The organism is Verrucomicrobiota bacterium (genome assembly GCA_039027815.1).
In the GTDB taxonomy this organism is placed as follows: Bacteria; Verrucomicrobiota; Verrucomicrobiia; order Verrucomicrobiales; family JBCCJK01; genus JBCCJK01.
Genome location: JBCCJK010000049.1, coordinates 1 through 13,783, shown reverse-complemented (window position 1 = coordinate 13,783; position 13,783 = coordinate 1). Strand labels below are relative to the sequence as shown.

At 61.9% G+C, this 13,783-nt stretch carries 11 protein-coding genes and 3 tRNA genes; 5 read left to right on the top strand and 9 right to left on the bottom strand.

Annotated elements, in window-relative coordinates:
* Window positions 1-223: 223 nt before the first annotated feature.
* On the bottom strand, window positions 224-730 hold the full coding sequence (locus tag AAF555_11135; GenBank protein MEM6912118.1) for a hypothetical protein: 507 nt from the start codon (window positions 728-730) through the stop codon (window positions 224-226).
* A gap of 143 nt (window positions 731-873) precedes the next feature.
* Complete coding sequence (trpC, locus tag AAF555_11130; protein ID MEM6912117.1) at window positions 874-1,674, bottom strand: indole-3-glycerol phosphate synthase TrpC; 801 nt, start codon at window positions 1,672-1,674, stop codon at window positions 874-876.
* 84 nt (window positions 1,675-1,758) lie between these two features.
* Between trpC and AAF555_11125 the strand changes: the two genes are divergently transcribed.
* Window positions 1,759-1,833, top strand: a tRNA-Gly gene (locus tag AAF555_11125).
* A gap of 305 nt (window positions 1,834-2,138) precedes the next feature.
* Here AAF555_11125 and AAF555_11120 read toward each other — a convergent pair.
* The 6 genes from AAF555_11120 to AAF555_11095 form a co-directional block, all read right to left on the bottom strand.
* A complete protein-coding gene (locus AAF555_11120; protein ID MEM6912116.1) occupies window positions 2,139-3,140 on the bottom strand; it encodes an inositol monophosphatase in 1,002 nt (333 codons plus the stop codon).
* Between the two features lie 69 nt (window positions 3,141-3,209).
* Entirely contained in the window at window positions 3,210-3,755 is a 546-nt protein-coding gene (gene msrA, locus AAF555_11115; protein MEM6912115.1) for a peptide-methionine (S)-S-oxide reductase MsrA, read from the bottom strand.
* 109 nt (window positions 3,756-3,864) lie between these two features.
* Window positions 3,865-4,749 (bottom strand): transglutaminase family protein, encoded by an 885-nt coding sequence (locus AAF555_11110; protein ID MEM6912114.1) that lies wholly within the window; start codon window positions 4,747-4,749, stop codon window positions 3,865-3,867.
* Entirely contained in the window at window positions 4,746-7,292 is a 2,547-nt protein-coding gene (locus tag AAF555_11105; GenBank protein ID MEM6912113.1) for a circularly permuted type 2 ATP-grasp protein, read from the bottom strand. Before AAF555_11105 ends, AAF555_11110 begins: the two co-directional genes overlap by 4 nt.
* A gap of 17 nt (window positions 7,293-7,309) precedes the next feature.
* Entirely contained in the window at window positions 7,310-8,224 is a 915-nt protein-coding gene (locus AAF555_11100; protein MEM6912112.1) for a hypothetical protein, read from the bottom strand.
* A gap of 105 nt (window positions 8,225-8,329) precedes the next feature.
* Entirely contained in the window at window positions 8,330-10,378 is a 2,049-nt protein-coding gene (locus AAF555_11095) for an FAD-dependent oxidoreductase (protein MEM6912111.1), read from the bottom strand.
* 155 nt (window positions 10,379-10,533) lie between these two features.
* Between AAF555_11095 and AAF555_11090 the strand changes: the two genes are divergently transcribed.
* The 3 genes from AAF555_11090 to AAF555_11080 all read left to right on the top strand — a co-directional run bounded on the left by AAF555_11090 (window position 10,534) and on the right by AAF555_11080 (window position 12,500).
* Window positions 10,534-11,448, top strand: a complete 915-nt coding sequence (locus AAF555_11090; protein ID MEM6912110.1) for a ParB/RepB/Spo0J family partition protein — start codon at window positions 10,534-10,536, stop codon at window positions 11,446-11,448.
* Window positions 11,435-12,379, top strand: a complete 945-nt coding sequence (locus tag AAF555_11085) for a M28 family peptidase (protein MEM6912109.1) — start codon at window positions 11,435-11,437, stop codon at window positions 12,377-12,379. Before AAF555_11090 ends, AAF555_11085 begins: the two co-directional genes overlap by 14 nt.
* Before the next feature lie 47 nt (window positions 12,380-12,426).
* A tRNA-Arg gene (locus AAF555_11080) sits at window positions 12,427-12,500 on the top strand.
* Window positions 12,501-12,626: 126 nt separating this feature from the next.
* Here AAF555_11080 and AAF555_11075 read toward each other — a convergent pair.
* On the bottom strand, window positions 12,627-13,307 hold the full coding sequence (locus tag AAF555_11075) for an SDR family NAD(P)-dependent oxidoreductase (protein MEM6912108.1): 681 nt from the start codon (window positions 13,305-13,307) through the stop codon (window positions 12,627-12,629).
* Between the two features lie 72 nt (window positions 13,308-13,379).
* Here AAF555_11075 and AAF555_11070 point away from each other — a divergent pair.
* Window positions 13,380-13,453, top strand: a tRNA-Arg gene (locus tag AAF555_11070).
* The last annotated feature ends 330 nt before the right edge of the window (window positions 13,454-13,783 follow it).

The window sequence follows — 13,783 nt, the reverse complement described above, 5'->3', positions numbered from 1 at the left end:
TTCGGGCCAGACCAAGGCGCGACGAGGGCGCGGTGCAGGCACCGTAACCGAGGAGCAACGCAGGGCTGGCTCGAAAGACACCGGCTCTCCCTTCCCCGCGCTTCAGCGCCTCTTCCCCACATCACCTTCCCTCCATTCTACCAGTGAATTCTGGAGGTTGGTATAAAAACGAAAAAACCCGTGCCCAGCCCTCTGGCTCGGCACGGGTTGGAAAAATGGCCCCTCAGTGGCGGGCGAAGCGAGCGAACGAAGGCTGATGGAAGGCATAGCCCCCGCCAGTGTGACGAAATTGCTCGTGATGATGCTTGGAGGCCACGTAAGCTCGATTCATGGAAGCCCGGACCGCCTGGGTCCGGCGCAACTGCCCCAGCAGAGCTGGTTGGTGGGAAAGACCGCGCACCGCGCACGTGAAGCCATGGGCACATTGGTTCAGCCGATCCACCGCACCGCAATGGAGGGCCAAATTGGGCGCCTTGCGATACTGATCTCGCAGGGCACAGGCCGCTACCGCGTAATGGTGGGCTGTCTTTCTGATTTGAGCCGCCCGCTGACGCGTCACCGGACAGCCATAATTGAGCTGGTGACGGGCGACGTGTTGCAAGCGCTCGGCTTGCCTGGCCAGCTCGAAAACCAGATTGCCGGAAGCATCGCAAGGACGTGCTTGACTGGTTGCGGGAAGCAAGATGGCCGAAGCGACGACCAGGGTTTGGAGTGCAGTTTTGATTCTCATAAGCCTAAGATTGCAGGTTCTCCCCATGGACGGGGCCGGCAAAAAAGGCATTCAAAGTGACTTCCAAAAAAGCAGCCCATCCCCCACCCACCGACCAAAAGAACCGGCCCGATCTAACGAGCACCCGAAACCTGGAACCTAAATCACTCCACCGGCTCAGAAATCCGATTGATGGAGATGAACTCCTCCACCATCTCGACCACCTGTCCAGAACGCATCAAGCTCTCTCCCACCAGAATGGCATCCGCCCCCCCGCGAAAGACCTCGCGCGCATGGGCCACCGTTTTGATCCCACTTTCGCTGATGAGAATGCGCCCCTCCTCGACCTCCTCCGCCAGGGCGTGCGTCGTAGCGAGATCGACCTCAAAGGTCTTGAGATTCCGATTGTTGATCCCGATCAGTCGAGCCGGGCTATCCAGGGCGCGGCGCAGTTCCTCGGCATCGTGCACCTCCACCAAAGCGTCCAAATGGTGTCGGGCCGCCACATCCAAAAGATGGAGTAACTCCTCTTGGGAAAGCGCCGCCACGATCAAAAGGACCGCGTCCGCCCCCGCCACGGCTGCCTCAAAAATCTGCGCCTCGTGGATAATGAAATCCTTTCGCAAACAGGGCAGGGCCACCTCTTGTCGGATCCGGGTCAAATACTCCAAGCGACCTTGGAAGAACTCCTCATCGGTCAGGATGGAGAGGGCATGTGCTCCCGCCGCCGCGTAGGTCTTGGCGATCTGGACCGGGTCGAAGTCGGGCGAAATCACCCCCGCCGAGGGCGAAGCCTTCTTGACCTCCGCGATCAGGCGGAGGCACTCGCCGTTGGAATCGAGCGCCGCCTCAAGCGAACGATAGTCATTCCGCTCGAGCGCCGCCACCCGCAGAGTCTCCGCCCTCGCCAAGAGTGGCTGAATTTCCCGGCGCTTGTGGGCGATGATTTCGGCGAGTCGGTCCATTTTGGGCATCTGGCCACCGCCACAAAAACTGCTTGCGCGGGGAGCGGAACCGTCCATAGATATCGTCCCGCTGCAAGGCAAAAAGCGGGTGTAGCTCAGTGGTAGAGCGCCACCTTGCCAAGGTGGATGTCGACGGTTCGAATCCGTTCACCCGCTCCAAATTTCCGCTTTGATCGCCTAGGCAGTCGCCATGGGTGCCTTTTGAGCCGTGGTAAGCCAGCCAAGATCCTGCATTTTGGATCAACGGATCACGTCCACTTGCAAGTCTCTCATAGAGCAGAGTCCCTGGAAGTCGCCAAAGCGCAGGAGTGGGGCAAGGAAGTTGCGCTTCGGGGACTTCGGGGGGCTTTGCTCCCTGAGAGACCTGCGCGTCGAGGTCGTGAGGGGGTGAGTTTTGGTTGGTTTCGGGTTTCAGGGGAGATTCACGCGGCCGTTCGGCCAGTGGATCGGGCGGCCTGGTGGGACTACGGCAGATGTTGCTGGATTGCGGTTTTGAGGGGGCCTCTTGCACGAGAGGCCAGGGTTTCGTTGCCGTAGGCGACACAGACCAGGCCACTGGTGGTGTCGAGCAGTTGGTCGCACGGGCCGCCGAGCGGATGTTCGATGATGCCCCCGAGTTCTTGGAAGAGGAGAATTGTGCAGAGGTCGTAGGCGTGGCAGGGGAGCCCCTGGGTGAATCCAGTGGCTTGGTAGGCGAGCGGTCGGAGGTCGGCCACCATGCGATACTTGCCGGTGAGCAGTTCATAGAGGTAGCCGCCGCAGCTGATGTATTGGTCTTCAAAGATGGGGCGATTTCGAGGAATGGCCGGGGTACGGGGGTGAATCGCGTCCCAGAAGGTTTCTTCGATCTCGGCGAGCCTGGCCTTCGCTTCCGGAAAGAATCGGGCGAACCAACTGAAGCCTCCCAGGAAATCGGTGGCGGTGGAAGGGCGCGGGGTGAAGGGCTTGGTTTTTCCTGTAAGGAGGTTTTCCCGTTCGGCGAGGACGCCCTGGCCACGAATCCCGCTCAGGGTGTCGGCCAGATATTGCCGGGTGGTGGGCAATTCGGTCATGACGGCGACCTCGAGGTGACTCAGCCGGGTTTGGGCCTCCCCTTTTTCCGGCGCCAAGGCGGCCAGGAACCAGGCGGGGCGGAGGTCATACATGAGGCCTCGGGTGCCATCGATGGGATCGATGATGAGTACCCATTTGGCCGCGGCGGCTTGCGAGGGGAAGAGGGTGCGCTCTTCGATGCCTTCCATGACCAGCCGGACGGGTTCTTCTTCGGGCCAGTGATCCGATAGCCAGGCCAGGAGCTGAGGCTCGACCGCGGCGTCGATTTCGTAGATGGTGTCGGCAGCGGTTTCGTGCGCGACGGCGGCCAGGTTCCGGGTGGCATCGGCCCGGGCGGCCACCACGGCCTCCCGGGTGAGTTGGCCGAGTTGGCAGAGAAGTCGGCGGAAGTCTTCTTTCGTGGTGGTCCCCATGGTGCTGAGATACCTGAAGCGAATCCGGGTTCACTTCAACTTCGGTAGCCGAGTCGGGAGGCGGGGGTTTCAGTGCAAGCCGAGTTTTTCCAATTTTGGGGGGATGCTGAAGGCGCAGTAGGGGTTGGCGGGGTTGTTTTTCCAGAAGTCTTGGTGGTAGGTTTCAGCGGGGTAGAAGGTGCTGGCGGGGGTGATTTCGGTCACAATCGGCCGGTCCCACCATGCGGCGGCTTTGGCTTGGACGGCTTCGGCCACCACGGCCTGCTCTGGGTGGTGGGTGAAGATGGCAGAGCGGTATTGGGTGCCGACGTCGTTTCCCTGGCGATTGAGCTGGGTGGGATCGTGGAGTTGGAAAAATTTTTCGAGGATGGTTTCGAAGGAGACGATTTCGGGGTCGTAGATGAGCTGCACGACTTCGGCGTGCCCGGTGGTGCCGGTGCAGATTTGCTCGTAGGTGGGGTTCGCGTTTTGCCCGCCCATGTAGCCGGAGGTGACGTGGAGGACGCCTTCGATCCGCTCGTAGACGGCTTCGACACACCAGAAGCAGCCGGCGCCGAGGGTGGTGACTTCTTGGTGGGGGGCGGGTTGGGGGGCGACGGCGGGTGTTTTGTCCATGGCGCGGGTGGGGAGCAAGGGGAAGGCGAGGAGGCTTCCTAGAGTGACGAGCAAGGTGGAGATAAGGATTCGCCGAATCATGCTGGATACGAGCGGGGCGGGCGGTCTTTCATTCCCGATCGGCGGAGATTGGAATGAGGTCGACGGCGACGTCCAGGTAGTGGCTTTCGGGTCCGAGGAGCACGCCTTTGACCGGCGAGATGTCGGAGAAGTCCCGTCCGTAGCCGATGACGACATGCTGTTCTTTGGGGATGAGGTTGTTGGTGGGGTCAAATTCGACCCAGCCTAGCTGGGGGTCCCAGACGGCATACCAGGCGTGGGAGGCGTCGGCGCCTTGGAGTTTGGCTTGGCCTGGTGGCGGGAGGGTTTCGAGGTAGCCGCTGACGTATTTGGCGGGCAAGCCCAGGCTGCGGAGGCAGCCGAGCGCGATTTGGGCAAAGTCTTGGCAAACGCCTTTCCGGACTTGGAGGGCTTCTTCGATGGGGGTGGCGATGGTGGTGAAGCCGGAGACGAATTGGAAGTCTTTGTGGATGCGAGCCATGAGGTCGGCCGCGCCTTCGAGGAGGGGGCGGCCTTTGGGGAAGGAGGGTTTGGCGTAGGCGAGGAGTTCAGGGCCGGGCTGGATGAGCGGGGAGGGGAGGGCGTATTGGCGTTCGCTGAGAGGCGTTTCCACCCGGCGCACGGTTTCGGCGACTTTTTCCCAGGGCTGGCTTTGGGCGAAGTTCAGTCCAGCGAATCGCGGGCTGGTTTCGACTTGGCACTGGGAGGTGATGGTGAGTTTTTCGTGGGCTTTGTCGATGACGAAGAAGTTCACCTGGTTGCCGAAGAAGTCGCGATGCTCGTTGCGACTGGCCGGCTGGGGGCTGACGTGGAAGCGGTAGTTTTTCCGCTGTTGCCCTGGGAGGCGGAGGGGCTTCAAGCGCGCGTGGTGGTAGCTGATGTCGATCCGCTCGCTGTAGCGATAGGTGGTGACGTGTTTGACCTGGTATTTCATCCGGTGACGGTTTGGGTCCGGGCGTGCCGGAAGTAGGTGGAGTGGATGACGCTGGAGATTTTCTCGAGGCGCTTTCCTAATTCCTTCAGGAGGTCGTCGAGGGCTTCCCGGCGGCCGTCCCGGGAGGCGCTCAGCTCATTGACATCGCAGAGCTGGAGCCGGGTCTCGGCGTCGAGGGCGAGGCATTCCTCTTGGCTGAGTCGCTCAGAGGCGGGACGTGGGAGGGCACCGAGGTGGCGCTGCAAGCGCTGGATTTGGTAGAGAAGGGATCGGGGGTTGTCTGTGGCCAGCAGGAGCAGTTCGATCATGCTGCTGGCGGTGGGCTGCGTGAGGTAGCGGCGGCGATGGGTCGCCATGCTGTCCGAGAAGCGGAGGACGGCTTCGCGGATGTGGTAGTTGACGCTTTCGGTTTCCTTCTTCACGAGGGTGGAGCGGAGGAGGGAGATGAGCATTTGGGAGCGTTCAATGCGGCGGCCGATGTCCAGGAGGCACCAGCCGGCTTCGCGGGTCATGTTTTCGAGATTGAGCCCGGTGAAGGCGTTCAGGAGGGTGAGGAGGCGGGCGAGGTCGGGGGGGTAGTGGAGCAGGTCGTAGCTGGTGTCCCCTTCGACCATTTTCCAGTGTTCGGTGGCTTCATCAATGGTGCGCCAACTTTCAGCCGACCAGAGATCACGCACGGCGTAGGCGGCCAGGCTGAAGCCGCTCAGTTTCCCGCTGAGGGAGCCGCTGCGATGCTGGTCCACCAGGAGGGAGCGGATTTCGGCGGCCGCTTGGTCGAGCTTGGTTTCCGGTGAGAGGGCTCGCTGGGGCGGGGAGACGAGGACTTTGAAGGCGGCTTGTAGGAGGAGTCGCAAGGAGGGGCTGATTTGCTCCGCGCCGGTGTGGAGTTCTTCGGCCCAGGTGCCTAGGATGACTCGGAGGAGTCGGACGGTACCTTCCGTCCGCTCGGCGTAGCGGCCGGTCCAGAAGAGGTTTTCCCCGGCTCGGCTGGGCAGCTTGCGTTGCTGTGCCAGCACGGCGCCGTCCCGCCCGCTCGACCAGAGGGAGACGTAGGGCTCGGTGCCATCGCCGACGACCCAGGTGTCTTTAGAGATGCCCCCAGATTGGCCGGAGACGAAGTAGTGTCCTTCCTGCGGGGCGCTGCGGCTGAGCCCGCCCGGCATGACGCGGTAGTTCTGGCCATCGCTCCCGACGTAGGTCCGCACGACGGTGTGTCGGGGTTGAAGTTGGTTCCCCACGAGGGAGGGGGCGGTCGAGAAGCTGACGTGTTCTTGCCCGAGGTAGAGCCAGGGCTTGGCTTCGATGCGGGCCCGCAGGTCGCTGCGCTGGGAGGCGGAGAGCTGTTCCCCAAAGACGGTCCCGTAGTTGGGCGAGCGGTGGATGGTTTTGATGACGAGGCGCTCCAGGTTTTCGAGGACGTAGTGGCACTCTTTTTTCTGTCCACACCACCAGGTGGCGGCCGAGGGGAGGATGAGTTCTTCCCCGCGCAGGCGTTGGCAGATGCCGGGGAGGAAGGCCATGAGGGCGGGATTTTCCAGGAGGCCGGCCCCGAGGGGGTTGGCGATGGCGACTTGGCCCGCGCGGACCGCTTCCAATAGCCCAGGGACGCCGAGCTGGGAGTCAGGGAGGAATTCCAAGGGATCGCAGAATGGGGCATCGACCCGGCGGAGGATGACGTCGACTTGTTCCAAACCTTCGAGTGTCTGGATCCAGACTTTCCCATCCCGCATGGTGAGGTCCTGGCCTTGGACGAGGGTGTAGCCGAGGTAGGAGGCGAGGTAGGCGTGCTCGAAGTAGGTTTCGTTGAAGGGCCCCGGAGTCAGGAGGACGGTGCGGGCTTCGTCCCGTGGGCTGAGGGAGGAGAGTCCCTGTTTGATGGCGCGGTAGAAGCCAGCCAAGCGGCGGATGCGGCAGCGGTGAAAGAGGCCGGGCATGACGCGGGTGGTGATTTCCCGATTTTCGAGGGCGTAGCCACTTCCGGAGGGGGATTGGGTGCGGTCGTTGATGACCCACATCCGCCCATTCGGCCCGCGGGCGATGTCGGCCGCGGTGAAGAAGATGGGGTGAGAGGAGCCGGTTTCGATGTTTTGGCAGGCGCGCAGGTAGTCTTGGTGCTGGTAGACGATTTCCATCGGCAGAAGTCCCTCTGCGATGAGCCTTTGGGAGCCGTAGAGATCGCGAAGGATTTCCGCTAGGAGTTCACTCCGCTGGATGAGCCCCGTTTCCACGATGGCCCAGTCTGACTGGGTGATCAGGAGGGGCATGGGATCGAGGGTCCAGGGGCGATTTCGTCCGCTGGGGTCGCCGTGGACACTGTAGGTGACCCCGTTTTCACGGATCATGCGCTCCGTCTCCGTCCGCAGCCGTTCCATGGAGGTGGGGTCGAGGTGGCTGAAGTGGCGAAGAAGTTCTTCCCAGCCGGGCAAGATGGAGCCATCCGTTGCCAACATTTCGTCATTGGCCGAGAAGAGGCGATGGTAGTCCGAGGCGAGGGGGGCACCTGGGGTGAGGGACTGGGATTGAGACTGGCTGAGGGGAGACATGATCTGGGCGGGCACTTTTACTCGCCTTGCTGTCGCTTCGCCAACGCGGAGACGATCGAGGAGTAGTGGGCGGGAGGAAGCGCTTTTTGTTCCTGGCAGAGCAGGTCTGCCAAAGTCGTTTCGGTGACCACTTTGACCGGCCCTTTTCCTTTGAGACGCAAGTCGTAGCCGGGAATGAATAGGACGGGGATGACGGGGACGGTTCCCTGGGCGGCGGAGGAGAGCCAGGAGGAGAGGAATTGGGAGTGACGGCGTGTTTGCGAAAGGAGCTCGCCATGGGTTTCGCCCCAGGGAAAGGTGATGGTCAAGGCCTCTCCGTCCACGAGGGCTTGGCGGGTGGCTTTGCGGCGGAAGAGGAGGGGCTGGAGGCTTTCGGGAGGGAGAGGCGGGAGGACATTGACGGCGAAGACGCCCGTGAGCGTGACGATGATTTGGTCGAATGTGAATTGGGAGCCGGGGCGGTCATGGAAGGTCAGTCCGTGGTAGAGCTGGGCCTCTGGGCCAACGAGGTGGGGCAGTTCCCGGCTGACTGCTTCGCAGGTGGCCAGGCGGAGTTGGTGGTGGCGGATTTGACGTCGGAGCAGGGTAGAGCGACGAGCAAATAAGACCGCCGGAGCGACCACTCCTACCGCCATGAAAGCGCGAAAGCCGATCTCCCAGGTGGAGGATTCGAAGGAGTAGGGCATCAGCTGGAAGGCCACCCCGAGCGCGGTCAGCAGAAAAAGCCAGAGACCGGTTTCGTCCTGGCGCAGGCGGAAGTTCTCCAGCTCCTCTTGCAGCTTGCGCCCCGGGGGAGGCCGGAAACGATCGAGAAAGGAGAGATCACGAGTGGCCTTTTGGCGTCGGCTCTCGCGATGAGCGATGATGAGAGTGAGGCCTAGCGGGAGGCCGAGAAGAAGGCTCCAGACAAAGTTCTCATAGGCACCAAACATCGCTTGCGAGAATCTACAGGGAAAGCCCCCGAGACGCAGCTGAAAGATCCAGGAAGTTGGCTCGGTTGGTGGCGGGTCTTTGTGATTTGGGAGAGAGGGCCGATTCTACGCCAGGGACTCTTCGATGACGGCCGCGTTCGTGAGAAGATCCATGAGCGCCAAGATGCCGACGAGCCGGCCTTCGTCATCCAGCACGATGCCTTTGAATCGGCCAACCCGGACCATGGATTCGAGCGCTTGGCCGATTTTTTGATCCTCCCGGCAGAGGGGGAGTTGGAACGGGGGGAGGTCATTCAGGAGGGTGCGGCCCGTGACTTCGGCCTTCTTGAGGTAGTCGAAGAAGTCTTCCCGATGAAGGCAGCCGTGGAAGGTCCCATCGCTCTTGATCATGGGGTAGACCGAGTGGCGGCTTTTTTTGAAGAGGGCCAGGGCGTCATCCACGCAGCTATCCACGGAGAGACTGGTGACTTTGCGATTCATGGCGCTGGCGACGGAGCGTTCGATGGCACCCTCCGGCAGCTTTTGCTCGATATTGCGCATTTCGTCTTCGGCCGAGGACTGGGCGGTGGTCTTGGCGAGGATCCGACGGAAGCGGCGGCTGCCTTCCAAGATGGGCATGATGGCCGGGCCGCTGGCTGAGAGCAGTACGGTGCGCTCGGCGGCGATGGCGTCGAAGAAGTAGCCAGTTTTGTGAACGAGGGCTCTTTCCCCGAAAAAGTCGCCCGGGCCGATGGTGCGGACGACTCGGCCGTCCTGGAAGAGTTCGATTTTTCCACGCTGGACGACGTAGAGCGAGAAGGCCGGGTCGCCGGTCGAGAAGAGGTGGTCTCCCGGCTCCAAGTGCACGCTGGTGAGGAGTTTGGTGTAGCGCGGGTTGAGCAGGTTGATGTCGCGTGGGAAGAAGAGGTCGAGAGACCAATCAAGGGTGACGCGCAAGCGACGCTCGATCCCGGGCAGCTTGGCCAGGTAGATGGTCCGCCACATGAACCAGGCCAGGAAGCCTGAGAAGTTGAGGCCCATGATTTCGGCGACGGCGGTGCGGTGCCCAATCGAGGCCAGCTCGCCCAGGCCTTTGAAATTGAAGGGCCGAGTGGGCTTGCCCGCCAGGACGGCCCCGAGGTTCTTGCCGCAGTGGAGGCCGTGGCGCATGGCGAACTGGGCCGTTTCTGGGCTGATTTCTGCATCGGCGTCGGGATTGTGAGCGCAGTCGCCAATGGCCCAAAGGTCGTCTCGTCCGGGGACGCGGAAGTGGGCGTCGGTGGTGATGCGGTCCCGCTGGTGCTGAAGCTGGTAGGTTTGGCAGAGTCGCCGCACGAGGGAGTTGGGCGCGTTACCGACGGTGCTGACGGTGGTGTTGGTCTCGATGGTCGAGCCGTCATCTAGGTAGACGCGGGTGGCGGTGACGGCGCGGACGCGTCGTTCGAGATGGAATTCCACGCCCCGCTCTTCCAGCTTGCGGCGGGCATACTCTGCGAGTCGCTCGCCCAGGGCGTTCAGGATTCGGCTGCGCGAATGGATGACAATGACGCGGATTTGGCTTTCCTCGACGTGATGATAGAACCGCGTCATCGAGACCAGCATGTCATGGATTTCGCCCGCGGTTTCTACTCCGGAGTAACCGCCCCCGACCACCGTAAAGGTCAGCAAGCGCTCCTTGATTTCGGGGCGGGTCTCGACATTGGCCTCCTCCATGCGGGAGATGACGGTGGAGCGCAGCGCGATGGCGTCCCCCACATTCTGCATGAGAAAGGCGTGCTCGGGCATGCCGGGCACGCGGCTGAGGTCGACCTCAGCGCCTAGCGCCAGCACGAGGTGATCATAGGTCAGCTTCATGCCGGTCGAAAAATGCCCGGTGTTCACAAAAATCGACTTTTCCTCCAAGTCGATGTCCATGACCTCGCCCCGAAAGACATCCGCGTGGCGACAGAGCATCCGAATGGGGTTGATGACATGGCCGGGCGAAAGCGAACCGCCTGCCACCTCCGCCAACATCGGCTGAAAGACCATGTGATTCTGCTCCGAGACGATCCCCACGGTCTGATCCGTTTTCCGCAGTTGCTTGCCTAGTTCCTTGGCGCAGTAGACGCCGGCAAATCCGCCGCCGAGGACGACGACATTCAGGTGAAGCTGATTTTGGAGAGTGGGTCGAGACATGCCGTGGTCGGGAAGAACTCCAAACAGAAGCAAGAAGTGGTGCTCTGCCGCAAAAGAATGGCCGAGATTGGCGGTGGCTTGTGCTTTTGGCCAGTCCGAAAAAAGGGAATTCTCATTGATCTTTCCCGGCCGTCCTCCTAGGCTGGCGGCTGGTTATGGGGAAGCAAGCGTTAGGCAAAGGGCTGGGAGCCTTGATCAACAAGGGGGACCAAAGCACGCCTTCCCGGGCGACCGAAGGCGCCAGCGAGGCCGCCGACAATCAGGTCCAACGCATCGAGCTGAGCCGCATCACCCCCAGCCCGCTCCAGCCCCGGAAGTCTTTTCGTGAAGAGGTCTTGAACGAGTTGGTGGAGTCCATCCGGCAGCACGGGGTCATCCAGCCGCTCATTTTACGACGAGTGGACGGTAAGTTGGAGCTCATCGCCGGGGAACGTCGCTTCCGCGCCTCCAAACTGGTGGGCGTGGCAGAGGTCCCCGCCATCATCCGAGAGGCCAGCGACCAGGACGTGCTGGAGATGGCCCTCATCGAGAATCTCCAGCGGGAAGATCTCAATCCAGTGGAAGAGGCCCAAGCCTATGTCCGCCTGGCCAAGGAATTTGGCTTGCGCCAGGAAGACATCGCCAAGCGGGTTGGCAAAAAACGCACTACCGTGGCCAACTCCATGCGGCTGATCGAGCTGGAGGCCAGCGTGCAAGACCTTTTGGCCAGCGGGCTCATTTCCGTAGGCCATGCCAAAGTCATCCTGGGCCTGAAATCCGATGAGCACCAGCCGGTGGTGGCGGACCTCGTCGTCCGCAAGAAACTGACAGTCCGGGCCACCGAAGCGGTGGTGGCCGATTTCAATGACGCCAAGGGCGGGACGCGACGAGGTGCCCGAAATGGCCTCGGGACAGCCAGCCAGCTCCCGCCAGCCTTGGCCTCGGTGCAGAGCCGGCTTCGCGACCATCTCTCGACCCAAGTTCGCATCCAGCATGGGGAGAAAAAGGGGCGCATCGAAATCGAATACTACGGAAGCAGCGATCTCAATCGCTTGCTCGACTTCCTCGGGCTGGCGGATGAGGACTACTGAGCGGGGCTTGCTGGTCGTCCTGGCCCTGGCGACGCTGGCCTGCGGGCCACAACCGGCCGCCGACTCCGCTTCGGGAGTGGAAGAGGCCTTCGACCAGGAGCAGGCTTTCGCGGATCTCGCGGCCATCGTCGGGCTCGGGCCCCGCACCCCAGGCTCCCCAGGTCTTCAGGCTACCCGGGACTATCTTCTCCCTCGCTTGCAAGCGGCTGGGTGGAGCGTGCAAGAGCAAGCTTTCCTATCGGCGACGCCGCGAGGCGAGATCGAATTCGTGAACGTGCGCGCTCGCTTTGGGACGGAGGACTTCCAAGGCTGGGATTCGGTGCGGGCCATTCTTGGCGGACACATCGACACCAAGTTTTATGACGAGTTCGTCTTCGTCGGCGCGAACGACGCGGGCTCCAGCACGGCCCTGCTGCTGGAAGCCGCCCGAGCCCTCGCGACCAAGCCAGAGCTGGCCCGTCAGGTGGAGCTGGTCTGGTTTGATGGAGAGGAAGCCATCGTCAACTACACCGCTACTGACGGGCTCTATGGCAGTCGATTCTACGCCCGGGAGCTGCGGAAGCGGCCCCTGGCCGAGCGCCCTGCCTTCGGCCTGATTGTGGACATGGTGGCCGACAAGAATTTGCGGATTGCGCTCCCTTCCGACACCCCGGGCTGGATGCGGGAAGGAATCTTCCGGGCCGCGCGGGAAGTGAACGCTCGGGAGGTCTTTCGACTGCACCACGGGACTGTCCTCGACGATCATGTGCCCCTCCAGCAGGCGGGCGTTCCCATGGCCAATCTCATTCAGATCAACCTCGTGATGTTCCCGAGCTACTGGCACACGGCCGAAGACACCTTGGACAAACTTTCCGCGGAAAGTCTGGGCAAAAGTGCCCGGACTGCCCTCCGATTTCTGGAGAACTTTCTCTTGCGGGAACCGAGGAAATGAGTAGCCTCCCACCCCTGCGAGCGAGGCCTCTCGCCGCACTTTTTCAAGCGCCCGTAGCTCAACTGGATAGAGCGTCTGACTACGGATCAGAAGGTTAGGGGTTCGAATCCTCTCGGGCGTATTTTCTCTCGCATGGCTGAGAGAATGGCTGAAAAGGGGAAGCTCCCAAAACGGTGCCTTTCCTTGACCGAGCGTGTTCCATCGACTCTAGGGTCGCTTCGCGGCCGGACTCCGCCGTGGAATCGTTTCAGCTGACGGTGAGGGATTGGCCATTCTCGCTCGCCGAGAGAGTTTCCACAAAGGGCACCGCCACCTTGGCCCATTCCTCAGTCGAAGGATAGCTCGCGGCTCCCTCGCCCCAAGCGCTTCGCAGCATATCGGTATCGATGACTCCTGGGTTGAGAGCGATGCTGGCCAAGCCCGGTGGCAATTCTTGGGCAAGAGCTTGGCTCAAGCCCTCGATGGCAAACTTCGTCGCGCAGTAAGGAGCGACCTCTGGGGAAGTGCTCCGACCCCACCCCGAACTGAGGTTCACCACCACCCCGTGCCCGCGCGCGATGAGGCTCGGCACCACCAAGCGGATCATCCGCTGCACGCCCTTGAGATTGACATCGATGACCTGGGAAAACTCGGCTTCCGAAACTTTCCAGAGGGGGGCGGGCTGGTTCAGGAGAGCGGCATTGTTCAGCAAGAGATCGGGCGCGCCGGTCCTCTCCAAGGCCTCCTGCACCCAAGCCAACGCCGAGGCTTCCTGACTGACATCGAGAGCGCCAAAAAAGTGAGGCGCGGAGAAAGCGCCCTGCAACTCGGCCAGCTGGGACGAGCCGCGCCCCCCGCCGGCCACGGTCCAGCCGCGAGCGGCCAAGCCTTCGGCCCACGCCCTCCCGAGGCCTCGGGTGCACCCTGTGATCCAAACGACTTTGCCCATAGCTTACCCTAGCATGAGGAGGAGGAAGTTGTCACTTTTAGGAAAAGACGTATCTTTCAGACTTCCTGCGAAGCGCCCTTAGCTCAGCTGGATAGAGCATCGGATTTCTAATCCGAGGGTCGCAGGTTCGAGTCCTGCAGGGCGTGCTTCTTCGCGCTGGGACCGGGGTCCAGGGTCATTCGGAGAAGAGGAGGGATTGAAGATTCTTGTGGGAGGAGGATCAAGCCTGTAGCTTTCGGTTCGATCCGGCGTTCTCCCTCACTGGTGGTGCGAGCGCCAGGCTGAAGTGATCTCCCTAATACCAAGCTCCAGAATTCACTGGAAGAATGGAGGGAAGGTGTTGTGGGGAAGAGGCGCTGAAGCGCGGGGAAGGAAGAGCCGGTGTCTTTCGAGCCAGCCCTGGGTTGCTCCTCGGTTACGGTGCCTGCACCGCGCCCTCGTCGCGCCTTGGTCTGGCCCGAAATCCACTCGGCCAT

What these genes read in the sequence shown, in the direction of transcription:
- AAF555_11085 (MEM6912109.1), top strand. Translation starts at nt 11,435, where the DNA reads ATGAGGACTACTGAGCGGGGCTTGCTGGTCGTCCTGGCCCTGGCGACG.
- trpC (MEM6912117.1), bottom strand. Translation starts at nt 1,674, where the DNA reads ATGGACCGACTCGCCGAAATCATCGCCCACAAGCGCCGGGAAATTCAG.
- AAF555_11075 (MEM6912108.1), bottom strand. Translation starts at nt 13,307, where the DNA reads ATGGGCAAAGTCGTTTGGATCACAGGGTGCACCCGAGGCCTCGGGAGG.
- AAF555_11095 (MEM6912111.1), bottom strand. Translation starts at nt 10,378, where the DNA reads ATGTCTCGACCCACTCTCCAAAATCAGCTTCACCTGAATGTCGTCGTC.
- AAF555_11100 (MEM6912112.1), bottom strand. Translation starts at nt 8,224, where the DNA reads ATGTTTGGTGCCTATGAGAACTTTGTCTGGAGCCTTCTTCTCGGCCTC.
- AAF555_11105 (MEM6912113.1), bottom strand. Translation starts at nt 7,292, where the DNA reads ATGTCTCCCCTCAGCCAGTCTCAATCCCAGTCCCTCACCCCAGGTGCC.
- AAF555_11120 (MEM6912116.1), bottom strand. Translation starts at nt 3,140, where the DNA reads ATGGGGACCACCACGAAAGAAGACTTCCGCCGACTTCTCTGCCAACTC.
- AAF555_11090 (MEM6912110.1), top strand. Translation starts at nt 10,534, where the DNA reads ATGGGGAAGCAAGCGTTAGGCAAAGGGCTGGGAGCCTTGATCAACAAG.
- AAF555_11110 (MEM6912114.1), bottom strand. Translation starts at nt 4,749, where the DNA reads ATGAAATACCAGGTCAAACACGTCACCACCTATCGCTACAGCGAGCGG.
- AAF555_11135 (MEM6912118.1), bottom strand. Translation starts at nt 730, where the DNA reads ATGAGAATCAAAACTGCACTCCAAACCCTGGTCGTCGCTTCGGCCATC.
- msrA (MEM6912115.1), bottom strand. Translation starts at nt 3,755, where the DNA reads ATGGACAAAACACCCGCCGTCGCCCCCCAACCCGCCCCCCACCAAGAA.